This window comes from Planococcus beijingensis, assembly GCF_016820615.1.
GTDB classification, from domain to species: domain Bacteria; phylum Bacillota; class Bacilli; order Bacillales_A; family Planococcaceae; genus Planococcus; species Planococcus notacanthi.
Genome location: NZ_JADHDZ010000002.1, coordinates 259,049 through 270,936 on the forward strand (window position 1 = coordinate 259,049; position 11,888 = coordinate 270,936).

At 46.5% G+C, this 11,888-nt stretch carries 12 protein-coding genes and 1 other annotated feature; of the genes, 9 read left to right on the top strand and 3 right to left on the bottom strand.

Annotated elements, in window-relative coordinates; translation table 11 throughout:
- Positions 1-30: 30 nt before the first annotated feature.
- Together IRE19_RS07470 and IRE19_RS07475 are read left to right on the top strand one after the other, a co-directional pair.
- Positions 31-471: a BrxA/BrxB family bacilliredoxin gene (locus IRE19_RS07470; RefSeq protein WP_191715824.1), complete on the top strand. Its 441-nt coding sequence runs from the start codon at positions 31-33 to the stop codon at positions 469-471.
- Between the two features lie 55 nt (positions 472-526).
- A complete protein-coding gene (locus IRE19_RS07475) occupies positions 527-1,519 on the top strand; it encodes an aromatic acid exporter family protein (protein WP_203339864.1) in 993 nt (330 codons plus the stop codon).
- A gap of 318 nt (positions 1,520-1,837) precedes the next feature.
- On the opposite strand, the gene prli42 is transcribed toward IRE19_RS07475, so the two are convergent.
- Positions 1,838-1,933, bottom strand: coding sequence for a stressosome-associated protein Prli42 (gene prli42 / locus IRE19_RS07480; protein ID WP_185960040.1), 96 nt, complete (start codon positions 1,931-1,933; stop codon positions 1,838-1,840).
- A gap of 168 nt (positions 1,934-2,101) precedes the next feature.
- Between prli42 and mce the strand changes: the two genes are divergently transcribed.
- The 5 genes from mce to rnz all read left to right on the top strand — a co-directional run bounded on the left by mce (position 2,102) and on the right by rnz (position 7,500).
- Positions 2,102-2,500, top strand: coding sequence for a methylmalonyl-CoA epimerase (gene mce, locus IRE19_RS07485; protein ID WP_203339865.1), 399 nt, complete (start codon positions 2,102-2,104; stop codon positions 2,498-2,500).
- An 18-nt stretch (positions 2,501-2,518) separates the two neighbouring features.
- On the top strand, positions 2,519-4,060 hold the full coding sequence (locus IRE19_RS07490) for an acyl-CoA carboxylase subunit beta (RefSeq protein WP_191716059.1): 1,542 nt from the start codon (positions 2,519-2,521) through the stop codon (positions 4,058-4,060).
- Between the two features lie 23 nt (positions 4,061-4,083).
- A complete protein-coding gene (locus tag IRE19_RS07495; RefSeq protein ID WP_191715821.1) occupies positions 4,084-5,205 on the top strand; it encodes a M20/M25/M40 family metallo-hydrolase in 1,122 nt (373 codons plus the stop codon).
- 86 nt (positions 5,206-5,291) lie between these two features.
- Positions 5,292-6,533, top strand: a complete 1,242-nt coding sequence (locus tag IRE19_RS07500; protein ID WP_203339866.1) for a DNA polymerase IV — start codon at positions 5,292-5,294, stop codon at positions 6,531-6,533.
- Positions 6,534-6,540: 7 nt separating this feature from the next.
- The gene (rnz, locus tag IRE19_RS07505) at positions 6,541-7,500 is read left to right on the top strand and encodes a ribonuclease Z (protein ID WP_203339867.1); all 960 of its coding nucleotides are present in this window, start codon (positions 6,541-6,543) and stop codon (positions 7,498-7,500) included.
- 388 nt (positions 7,501-7,888) lie between these two features.
- On the opposite strand, the gene namA is transcribed toward rnz, so the two are convergent.
- Both namA and proC read right to left on the bottom strand, forming a co-directional pair.
- The gene (gene namA, locus IRE19_RS07510; RefSeq protein ID WP_203340044.1) at positions 7,889-8,908 is read right to left on the bottom strand and encodes an NADPH dehydrogenase NamA; all 1,020 of its coding nucleotides are present in this window, start codon (positions 8,906-8,908) and stop codon (positions 7,889-7,891) included.
- 43 nt (positions 8,909-8,951) lie between these two features.
- Positions 8,952-9,755, bottom strand: a complete 804-nt coding sequence (proC, locus tag IRE19_RS07515; protein ID WP_203339868.1) for a pyrroline-5-carboxylate reductase — start codon at positions 9,753-9,755, stop codon at positions 8,952-8,954.
- Positions 9,756-9,804: 49 nt separating this feature from the next.
- Positions 9,805-10,010, bottom strand: a binding site (T-box leader).
- Positions 10,011-10,128: 118 nt separating this feature from the next.
- Between proC and IRE19_RS07520 the strand changes: the two genes are divergently transcribed.
- Complete coding sequence (locus tag IRE19_RS07520; RefSeq protein ID WP_203339869.1) at positions 10,129-11,076, top strand: MBL fold metallo-hydrolase; 948 nt, start codon at positions 10,129-10,131, stop codon at positions 11,074-11,076.
- 157 nt (positions 11,077-11,233) lie between these two features.
- Complete coding sequence (locus IRE19_RS07525; RefSeq protein WP_203339870.1) at positions 11,234-11,785, top strand: DUF3221 domain-containing protein; 552 nt, start codon at positions 11,234-11,236, stop codon at positions 11,783-11,785.
- The last annotated feature ends 103 nt before the right edge of the window (positions 11,786-11,888 follow it).

Consider the following 11,888-nt stretch of genomic DNA (forward strand, 5'->3'; position numbering starts at 1 on the left):
AAAAGAAGAGACAATAAGGAGTGATATTTCATGAGCATGGATTTTAATTTTCTGATGAACGATATAGCTACACAAGCCCGCCAGGAATTGATTGATGGTGGATACACACAGCTTGAAACACCTGAAGCGGTGAATGAAGCATTTTCACAAAAAGGCACAAGCCTTGTCATGGTCAACTCTGTATGCGGATGTGCAGGCGGCATCGCCCGTCCGGCAGCTTTACATTCGATTCATTACGACAAACGCCCGGATAACCTGTATACGGTTTTCGCTGGTCAAGACAAAGAAGCGACAGCTCAGGCACGCGCGATTTTCGGTGACGATCACTTGCCATCATCTCCCTCTTTCGTGTTCATGAAAGACGGAAAAATGGTTGACGAAATTGGCCGTCATGAAATTGAAGGGCATGACCCAATGTCTGTCATTACACATATCCAAGCCATTTTCGAACAGCATTGCGATGAAGTTTAAGAAGGAATGCCTCTTTTAGGGGCATTTTTTTCATGCCGAAATTTGGAGGGGGAAGATGAAGCTGAATTTGAGGTCTTATTCAATTGGCTACCGCACGATGAAGACTGCTTTAGGTGTGGCAATCGCCATCACATTGGCGCAGTGGCTGCAACTGGATTATTATGTATCTGCCGGCATCCTGACCATACTCTGCATACAGCCGACCAAAAAGAAATCGATACGGGCCGCTTTTTCCCGATTTATTGCGAGCATTATCGGGATTGCCTATGCTTTCATCTTTTTTGAAGGCATCGCCTATCATCCGGTCATGCTCGGCATTCTGATTGTGCTCTTTATTCCTTTATTGGTGACATTGCGGTTTCAGGACGGTTTTGTCTCGAGTTCAGTCATTTTGCTGCATTTATATGATGCAAAAAATTTGGATTTTGATTTGCTGACCAATGAGTTGATTTTGATGCTGGTTGGTTTCGGTACAGCATTGGTGGTCAATATGTACATGCCGAGCATTGAGAAAAAGCTGGACAATTACCGGAACGAAATTGAAAATTTATACGCATCCATTTTCCGTGAAATCGTCATCTATTTGCGGGAAGGTGAATCTGGTTGGAGCGGCAAAGAATTGATGGATGCCAGGAAATTGCTGGAGAAGGCGAAAGCGCTGGCTTACCAGGATGTCGAGAATCACATCACCCGACATGAAAATAAATACTATCATTATTTTGAAATGCGGGAGCAGCAGTTGGAAATCATCGAGCGCATCTTGCCGAAAATCACCGCACTGCCTGTGATTGTAGACCAAACAGACCTGGTTGCGGATTTCCTGGAAGATTTGGCGGAACACGTCCACTCCGGCAATACAGCATACCGCTATATTTCGAAGCTGGACATCGTGAAAGAAAATTTTGCCAAGCTGCCATTGCCGGACAGCCATAAGAAATTTTTGGCCATGGCCGAACTGTATCAAGTCATTCAGGAAATGGAAAAATATTTGGAAATCAAGCAGTCATATAAAGGCTTTCATACAAGAAAAGCGGAAGCAGCCGTTTAGCCACGACAAGCGCTGGAAGCCTTACCGGTAATGGCGTTCTTTGCCATTGCTGGTAAGGCTGAAGCGACTCGAGTGGCTGGCTGCTGGAGCTGGACAATAAGAAAAGCTGAGGTGCCCGTGTAGCTCTGCAGGGCATAAGACGGACCGGCAAAGCGGCGCTTTTTGCCGCACAGTCGGGTTGGCTTATGACCCAAAGAGCTGGACAATAAAAAAAGCGGAAGCGGCCGTTTAATTCTGCCTGCTGGAGCAGGATTAATACATTTTCAACTATAAAAGACAGCTGGAGCAAAAAGCTCCAGCTGTCTTTTATCATTCCTATTAAATTACAAAGCTCAATCCCATCAATAAACTGGATAACAGCATGATGGCAATCATCGCGTAGACGATAAACTTACGGAAAGCTGCGTTTCTCATTAATAATAAACTCCTTTATCAATCAAATCTTTGAATGAATCATACCATATTTTCCAACATATTTGAAGAGAGGCAGATGTAGAATTCACAATATTCGCTAAGAGCCTAGAGTTTTTGGCTCTGTATCTGTACAATAAGAGAGAAGCTAAAAAAGGAAGTGAAAAAAGGATGAAGAAAGTAGACCATATTGGAATCGCTGTACGGGATCTGAATGCTGTCCTTCCCTATTACACGGACACGCTTGGGCTTCCGCTTGTGAAGATCGAAGAAGTTGAGTCGCAGAAAGTGCGGGTCGCATTCATCGATGCCGGCAATGTCAAATTGGAATTGTTGGAAGCGATGGATGATCAGAGCGCCATTTACAAATTTTTAGAAAAAAAAGGTGAAGGCATTCATCATATCGCTTTTGGTGTCGAAAACATCGAACAGCGTATGGAAGAATTGCGCGACAAGGGCATCCGCCTTTTGAGCGACAAGCCGAACCCTGGAGCTGGCGGAGCCATGGTGGCATTTTTGCATCCGAAATCATCGAATGGAGTATTATACGAACTTTGTGAAAAAGAGTGATTGGGAGTGATTGGCGAAATGGACATTTACGAAAGAATCAATGAATTGTATGACCGCAAGCGTGAAATCGAGCTTGGCGGAGGCGAAGAACGTATTGACAAACAGCATCAAAAAGGCAAATTGACAGCACGTGAACGTATTGATTTATTGCTTGATGAAGGCACATTCGTTGAATTGAGTCCTTTTGTTGAGCACCGCACAACAGATTTCGGTATGGCTAAAGGGCCTGGCGAAGGAGTTGTCACTGGTTACGGTAAAGTAAACGGCCGGCCAATCTATTTATTCTCACAGGATTTCACGGTTTTTGGTGGAGCACTTGGAGAAATGCATGCAAAGAAAATCGCCAATGTAATGGATTTGGCAGCACGCAATGGCGCACCGTTTATCGGATTGAATGATTCAGGCGGAGCACGGATTCAAGAAGGGGTCTTGTCACTTGATGGCTATGGCCAAATTTTCTACCGCAACTCGATTTATTCTGGCGTCATCCCACAAATTTCAGTCATTATGGGACCATCTGCCGGCGGTGCAGTATATTCGCCTGCAATCACTGATTTTGTTTTCATGGTTGATAAAACCAGCCAAATGTTCATCACAGGACCGAAAGTCATTGAAACGGTTACGGGTGAAAAAATCTCCTCTGAGGATCTTGGAGGATCGAGAGTACATACTGCAATTAGCGGAAACGCTCATTTCCGTGGCGATTCAGAACAGAAAGTACTGGAAATGGTACGCCAACTGATCAGCTATCTGCCACAGAACAATACGGAAATGCCACCTCGCCTGGAAGGCGGAGAAGAAGACGATTACCGTCCGGACTTGGCTGACGTCGTTCCTTATGAAGCGATCCGTCCTTACGATGTACGGAAAGTGGTTGAGCAGGTGGTCGACAAGGACAGCTTTATGGAAGTGCAGCCTGAATTTGCCCGCAACATCGTGATTGGCTTAGCACGCATTAAAGGCGAAACGGTCGGCTTGATCTGTAACCAGCCGAAAGTGATGGCTGGCGGACTTGATATCGACTCATCCGATAAAGCAGCACGCTTTATCCGTTTCTGTGACTCGTTCAATATTCCATTGATCACTTTTGAAGACGTTACTGGATTCTTCCCAGGTATCAAACAGGAACACGGCGGCATCATTCGCCACGGAGCGAAAATTCTTTATGCTTACTCGGAAGCGACTGTGCCTAAAATGACGGTGATTTTGAGAAAAGCTTATGGAGGCGCTTATGTGGCGTTGAACTCCAAATCGATCGGTGCCGACTTGGTTTACTCATGGCCGAATGCTGAAATCGCGGTTATGGGGCCGAATGGCGCTGCGAATATCATTTTTGCACGTGAAATCGCTGCAAGCGATAACCCGGAAGAAACACGCGCAGCAAAAATTGAGGAATACCGCGTGAAATTCGCCAATCCTTATGTGGCTGCAGCACGTGGAATGGTCGATGATGTCATCGATCCACGCGAAACACGCATCAAACTGATCCAGGCATTGGAAATGATGCGCAATAAAAAAGATACACGTCCAGCTAAAAAACACGGCAATATGCCGCTTTAAGAGAAATAGAAGAGGTGCTAGAAATGAACAATGAAAGACTGATGAACGAGTTTCTGGAATTGCTGCAAATCGATTCAGAAACCAAACACGAAGGCGAAATCGCTGCCATTTTGCAGACCAAACTTGAAGCGATGGGTTTCCATGTAGCAGTAGATGAATCAGCGGCAGTGACGGGGCATGGCGCAGGCAATATCATTGCAACTTTGCGCGGCACGTTAAGCCAGGTTCCTGCTATCTACTTTACGGTCCATATGGACACGGTGACTCCTGGAGTCGGCGTCAAACCTGAAATCCGTGATGGCTATGTCTACTCGGATGGAACGACCATTCTGGGGGCTGACGACAAAGCCGGCATTGCCGCTTTGTTTGAAATGATCCGCACTCTTCAAGAACAGCAAATCGACCATGGGGATATTCAATTGGTGATTACAGCAGGAGAAGAAAGTGGATTGGTCGGCGCCAAGGAATTGGATTCATCTCTATTGATCGCCAAATACGGTTATGCCGTGGACAGCGATGGCAAAGTGGGCGGCATTGTGACAGCTGCTCCGAACCAGGCAAAATTATGGACGACCATCCATGGCAAAACGGCCCATGCCGGCGTTGCACCTGAAAAAGGCATTTCTGCTATTACAATTGCAGCCAAAGCCATTGCTAAAATGACGCTCGGGCGCATCGACGAAGAAACAACGGCCAATATCGGGCGATTCGAAGGCGGACAAGCCACCAATATTGTTTGCGATGAAGTGAATATTTTATCGGAGGCACGTTCGATCAGCGAAGATAAATTGGCGGCACAGACCATCCATATGGAATCCGTTTTTGAACAGACGGCTGAACTATTGGGTGGACGTGCTGAAACGGAAGTCAAGCTGATGTATCCGGGCTTCCATTTTGATGACATGGACCCGGTCGTAGAGATTGCCCAGAAAGCAGCCGCGAAAATCGGTCGTCCTTCTCCGATTCTCACAAGCGGAGGCGGAAGTGATGCCAATATCTTCAATGGTTTTGGCATCCCGACCGTCAACCTATGTGTCGGATATGAAGAAATCCATACGAAAAACGAACGCATGCCGATTGAAGAGCTTGAGAAATTGGCTGAACTGTTGGTTGAAATTGTCAAAGAATCAACATCAATCGAATAAAGAGCGCCTTCAAAAAAGAGAGAACAGGATGTATGTTCTCTCTTTTTTTGATACACTGAAAGAAAACGGAAAGAAGAGCGATTTTCATGGCCAGCCGAGTTATTTTTCATATCGATATGAATAGTTTTTATGCCTCTGTCGAACAATCGCATAATCCTGAACTGAAGGGAAAAGCGATTGCCATTGCCGGGAATCCGAAAGAACGGAGAGGCATTATCGTCACCTGTTCTTATGAAGCGCGCGCGCATGGGATCTACACGACCATGCAGGTACATGAAGCCAAGCGGAAATATCCGGAACTTTTGCTGCTGCCGCCGAATTTCGAGCGTTACCGGGCAGCATCCAAAGCGATGTTTGAAATTTTGCGTTCCTATACCGATTTGGTGGAACCGGTTTCGATAGATGAAGGGTATGTGGATGTGACGGAATTGACAGAGCGGCGCCATGCATTGGAAATTGCGGATGAAATCCAACGGCGTCTGCTAAGTGAATTGGATCTGCCATGTTCAATCGGCATTGCGCCCAACAAATTCCTGGCCAAAACCGCATCCGATATGAAAAAGCCCATGGGCATAACTGTTTTGAGGAAACGGGATATTCAGGCAATGTTGTGGCCTAAACCAGTAATTGATATGCATGGCATCGGCGATAGTACGGCAGCCAGATTAAAGGGCTTGAAAATTGAGACCATTGGAGATCTGGCAACAGCAAATGAAGGCCTGGTCAAGGAAAAAATGGGAAAAAACGGCATCCGGCTGCAAGCTCGTGCGAACGGTTTGGACGATCGGCTGGTCGATCCGGATTCCATTTACGATACCAAAAGTGTCGGAACATCCACAACCTTGCCGATTGATGAAACGGATGAACAGAATCTAAAGGCATTGTTCCGCCAGCTCAGTGAAAAGGTGGCCAATCGTTTGGAAGCGAAAGAACTGGCGGGCCCAACTGTCAGTATTCAGACCCGCAGCTCCGATTGGAAAAACCGAACACGCAGCGTCACGCTGAACAATACCGTTTGGAAAGCAGAAGACATCCACCGGAATGCCTGGCAATTGTTCACACGGCATTGGAACGGAGAACCCCTGCGGCTAATCGGAGTTACAGTATCGAACGTTGCGGACAAAGGCGATATGACCGAACAATTATCAATCTTTAATTTTCAGGAACATGCCAAGGAAGAGCCGATTCTCGACTTGATGGCACAACTCGAAAGCCGTTTCGGCAAAAGTGTCCTCACGCGGGGGACAAAAATCAAAAAAACGAATTACGACTCCAAAACAAGCTTCAGCAAGGATTTTTTGGATGATCACGACCACGAGAGAAAGTAGGGGAAGCATGCAATTATTATTTCTGGGCACAGGTGCCGGAATGCCTTCTAAACAGCGCAATACATCTGCACTGGTTTTGAAATTACTCGAAGAGCGGGGAACTGTGTGGTTATTTGACTGCGGAGAAGCGACACAGCACCAGATTCTACATACGACGGTGAAACCGCGGAAAATTGAAAAGATTTTCATTACACATATGCATGGCGACCATATTTTCGGTCTGCCTGGCCTTCTGGGATCCCGTTCTTTCCAAGGGGGCGATGAGACACTGGATATATACGGACCTGCTGGAATCCGGGAGTTTGTTGAAATGGCTTTGGCGCTCAGCCGAACCCACTTGGCATACCCGATTGTTTATCATGAACTGGCAGACGGTTTACTGTTTGAAGATGAGTTGATGGTGGTGGAAACGCGCTTGTTGGACCATGTGATTCCGTCCTATGGTTTTCGGATCACGCAAAAGCCGTTGCCGCCTAAATTATTGATTGCAAAAGCTTTGGCGCTGGGCGTTCCAAAAGGTCCGCTGCTGGCAAAGCTGAAAAATGGGGAAGACGTTGAAACAGCTGAGGGGCATTGGGTCAGAAGTGCGGATGTAACAGAACCGGAAGAACCCGGTTTTGTTGTCACGATTCTCGGGGATACCCGTTTTTGCGAAGCAGCAATAGAATTGGGGCGCGGTGCAGATGTACTGGTGCACGAAGCGACCTTTGACGGAACCGCTAAGAAAATGGCTGCTGAATACGGCCATTCAACGGTCTACGAAGCGGCGGAAACGGCTCGTGCAGCAGGAGTGGATACGTTAATCATGACGCATATCAGCGCACGCTTCCTTCCGGAAGACGAGCGGATGCTGTTGAAGCAGATGAAGGAAATTCATCCGCTTGGATTTATTGCACATGATTTTTCGGAATTCGAGTGGCTGCAGCAAGCTAAAAAAATAAGGAAAAAACAAGAAAGCCGTATCTAAAAGATGGCATTTTTTGGTTGCATTAAAATATTTAATGGAAATAATAGAACAAATGTTCCCTTTGTGCTAAAATAAAGGTACAGCTGTATGAGGGCGGTTTGGCCATTCCCCAGGAAAGGGGGTGGTAACATGACCATAGCAGAATCATTCGGTCTCGTGTTTACGAGTATCGGGATAACGATCAGCGCTCTGACACTTGTCGTTTCCATGATTTTGGTCATCAACAAAAAAAAATAACCGTCCCATGTGGCGTGGAATGACGGTTATCTTTTAAGTCTATATTCCAGCCAACCGCTCTCGTGGCGGCATACAGCTGGCCGAATGCTCACGCATTCGGTTTTTTTACGTTACCCTTAGTATACTAAATCTCAAACATTTTGCAACCGCCTTATACCCAACCGCGTTTATAAGGCACTGGAGCCTCTAAATCGGCGTCAAGTTCCTGCGCAGCTGTGTATGCCCAATAAGGATTACGAAGCAATTCACGGGCTAGGAAGACCAGATCCGCGCGTCCGTTCTGAAGGATTTCTTCTGCCTGCAGTGCACTGGTGATCAAGCCGACCGCTCCAGTAGCTATTGGAGTCTGCTTTTTGATGGTCTCTGCAAACGGCACTTGGTACCCGGGATGGACGGAAATTTGTGCGGGTACGACCGCGCCTGAACTGACATCGATCAAATCAACGCCTTGTTGTTTCATCCATTGGCACATTTCCACGTATTGTTCCGGTGTCATGCCGCCATTGCTGTAGTCATGGGCGGAAATTCGGACGAATAACGGACCGTTCCATACTTCATTGACAGCATCGATAATTTGACGCAGAAAGCGATAGCGATTTTCTGCATTGCCGCCGTATTCGTCGGTGCGCTTGTTTGTTAATGGGGATAGGAACTGGTTGATTAAGTAGCCATGTGCGGCGTGGACTTCGATGACATCGAAGCCTGCAGTTTTGGCGCGGATTGCTCCTTTTTTAAACGCTTCAATGGTTTCTTCAATATCTGCTGGAGCCATTTCTGCCGGTTTTTTATAATTCTCATCAAATGCTAATGCACTCGCTGAATGGATGACGCCATCAACTCTTGCTTTTCTTCCGGCATGTGCCAATTGGATGCCGGTTTTTGCCCCGTGCTGTTTCATCAGGCGGACAATTTCTGCTTGCCCTTCTATATGGCGATCATCCCAAATGCCGAGGTCTTGTGCTGAAATGCGTCCTTGTGGCTGGACAGCCGTCGCTTCGGTGATGATGAGCCCGACGCCGCCGACTGCTCGGGTTGGGTAATGGATGCGATGCCAGTCCGTCACCATTCCATCTTCCTTATCACTTTGGTACATGCACATCGGCGCCATTACAATGCGGTTTTTAAAAACGACATCTTTAATCTCAAACGGTTCAAATAACTGAGCCATCAGACAACCTCCTCTATAGATACAACTGTAAATTATACAGAAGAGTTTACTTAAATTCTTTTCCGAGCTCTTGGGAACGCTGGGAAGCTGCTGTCACACAAGCTCCAATCGTTTCCTTGAAATGATTTTCCTCGAGTGTCTTGAGTCCGGCTGCTGTTGTACCATTCGGGCTCGTCACTTTTATCCGCAGTTCCGCGAAATCTTCCTGTTGGAGCATTTCGGCTGCACCGGAAAAAGTTTGGCGCACCAATTTTTTTGCATCGGCATGGGATAATCCATTGGCGACTGCCGCTTCTGTCATCGCTTCTGCGAAATAATAGATATAAGCAGGACCGCTTCCGGCAACGCCTGTCACTGCATGCAATTGTTCTTCTGCTACAACGGTCACGCTGCCGATGGAAGACAGGAGCTTGCGCAATTCATGCTGTTGTTCAAGCGACACGTGTTTGCTCCAGGCAACTCCAGTAGCCGACTTGCCGATTTTAGCAGATGTATTCGGCATAGCGCGGGCAACCGGGAAATTCCCGACATGCCGTTGGATGGTGTCGATGGATACACCGGCTGCGACTGACAAGATGACGGTATTGCCAGCCAGTTTATCTTTAATTCCGCTTAGCGCTGCTTCCACATCTTTCGGTTTCATCGCCAAGAGGATAAAGTGGGCATCTTTCAGTTCCGTTTTCTCCGGACAGACGATATTGACGCCGTATTCATCACTCAAAAATTCCAAACGGTCCTGATCGGATCGGTTCATAACGGAAATTTCTTCCGGTTTCATGATTCGTTTATTGATCCAGCCATGGATCATCGATTCGGCCATAGAGCCGGCTCCTACACATACGATTTTCATTCGACTCACCAACTTTCTTCATAATAAAAAGCGCAATCATCCCTGTTGTTACAAGGACGAAAACGCTTTGTTTCCGCGGTACCACCTAAGTTTGCCATAAAGACACCACTCGATATCCATAACGCGGACAAACGGCCGTGTTTTCACGGCAGCTCAAAAGCAGGTTCCACAGAGGAGAGGGGGTGCGCATTTCAGCAAAAGCTGCACTCTCTTTACTCCATCACTCCGTGTACTGGTCTTTATCTTCGCTCACATATGATAGTGAATTATAGAGGATAAATCGGCTTCTTGTCAAATGCCTGAAAGAAGTGACGGCATTCCGTTTTCCATGTATGATGGATGAATAGCGATTCATTTAAAGGAGATGGCCATATTGACTTTACATAAGATTATTATTCCGACACCCTTTGCGGTAGGAGACGTCAATTCCTATCTATTAAAAGGGGATATGCTGACGTTGATTGATGCTGGTCCGAAAACACCGGAAGCCTGGACGGCCATTAAGGCAGGATTAAAAGAATTTGGTGCAGAACCAGGTGACGTAGAACAAGTTGTGTTGACGCATCACCATCCTGATCATGCCGGGTGGGTGGACGGCTTCGAAAATGCAAAATTATATGGGCATCCTTACAACGATCCTTGGTTGCGCCGTGACCAAAATTTCTTTGATTACCATGATGCCTTCTATTTGGAGCGGTTAAAAGAAGAAGGGGTTCCGGGCGATCTGGAATTTTGGGTCAAGAAGATGAAGCGCCCCTTAAATCTGATGGGGAGCCGTCCGCTTGATATGTCCATCAATGAAGGCGATACGCTGCCAGGCCACCCTGAATGGCAAGTCTTTGAAACATTGGGCCATGCACAGAGCCATTTGTCTTTTTGGAATAAAGAAACGCATGAAATGATCGGCGGTGACCACGTTATAGCCAAAGTTTCCTCAAATCCTTTGATTGAACCGCCGTTGGATCCGACACAAGGGCGGCCGAAATCGCTGCTGCAATACAATGCATCTCTCAGCCGCTTGCTGAAAATGCCGGTGGATGTCATCTACAGCGGGCACGGTGAAGAAATCCGAAATGTTGATGAATTGATTACAGCCCGCCTGACCAAACAGCATCAGCGTGCCATGAAAGCGTTGGGGATGATCGGTGACGAAGAACGAACTGTCTATGGGCTGACCAAAGAGTTATTTGCCCATGCCTATGAAAAAGAACTCGGCTTGACGCTATCGGAAACGATTGGACAGATTGATTACCTGCTGGAAGACGGTCTCATTACAGAGCGTTTGGGTGATGACGGAATCTTCTACTATAATAAGGTATGAATTGAAAATTCGCGTGTAGGGACATTTTGATTTCTGGGCGTAAGTAAAACGAAAATGGGCTCATTGCTGATAATTGCAACTATTTCGTACAACAGGTAAAATTAGCTGGTCGATAGGTTTAGACATCACGAATTTACAGGAAAAGGATTGGGTCGTTTTGAAAAAATGGAGTTTATTTTTAGCAAGTGTCCTGCTGTTGGCAGCATGTTCAAATGAGGAAGCTGAGCCGACTGAAAAAGAACAAGCCGGTAAAACCGAGATGGCTGTCGAACAGAAAAGCATGACAGAAGAAGGTTTTATTACACAAATCAATGAAACCGATATTTTGATCAACAGTATTTATTTCAGCATTCCTGAAGATGTGAAAGTGCAATTCAGCGATGGTGCCGAAGCGACGGAAGCTGAAGTGCGGGATATACGCACTGGGATGAAAGTGAGCCTGGACTACCAGGGGCCTCTTGAAGAGTCCTTTCCAATGCAGGGAGAAGCGGAAACGGTGACGATCCTGACCGATGAGGATTCCACCAAACAATCAGAAGCGCTTGAAGCATTCATTAGCAAGGAACAATTGCCGCGCCTGATCATGATGGGCCAGCCCATTGTACGCGATAACGAAATCGGCTTCCTGTTCAACAATATGGAAACAGGGGAAATTTCCGAAGTGCGGATTGATCTCGAGACACATAACTATACAATTGACGGAGAATAAAGTAAATTAAGAAAAAGAAAGCGGCTGCGGCTGCTTTTTTTCATGAAAAATTATAGTTGTATCTCTTGCACTCGGCAAAAATCCATGATATAGTTTGTATATT

What these genes read in the sequence shown, in the direction of transcription:
- IRE19_RS07470 (WP_191715824.1), top strand. Translation starts at nt 31, where the DNA reads ATGAGCATGGATTTTAATTTTCTGATGAACGATATAGCTACACAAGCC.
- IRE19_RS07475 (WP_203339864.1), top strand. Translation starts at nt 527, where the DNA reads ATGAAGCTGAATTTGAGGTCTTATTCAATTGGCTACCGCACGATGAAG.
- prli42 (WP_185960040.1), bottom strand. Translation starts at nt 1,933, where the DNA reads ATGAGAAACGCAGCTTTCCGTAAGTTTATCGTCTACGCGATGATTGCC.
- mce (WP_203339865.1), top strand. Translation starts at nt 2,102, where the DNA reads ATGAAGAAAGTAGACCATATTGGAATCGCTGTACGGGATCTGAATGCT.
- IRE19_RS07490 (WP_191716059.1), top strand. Translation starts at nt 2,519, where the DNA reads ATGGACATTTACGAAAGAATCAATGAATTGTATGACCGCAAGCGTGAA.
- IRE19_RS07495 (WP_191715821.1), top strand. Translation starts at nt 4,084, where the DNA reads ATGAACAATGAAAGACTGATGAACGAGTTTCTGGAATTGCTGCAAATC.
- IRE19_RS07500 (WP_203339866.1), top strand. Translation starts at nt 5,292, where the DNA reads ATGGCCAGCCGAGTTATTTTTCATATCGATATGAATAGTTTTTATGCC.
- rnz (WP_203339867.1), top strand. Translation starts at nt 6,541, where the DNA reads ATGCAATTATTATTTCTGGGCACAGGTGCCGGAATGCCTTCTAAACAG.
- proC (WP_203339868.1), bottom strand. Translation starts at nt 9,755, where the DNA reads ATGAAAATCGTATGTGTAGGAGCCGGCTCTATGGCCGAATCGATGATC.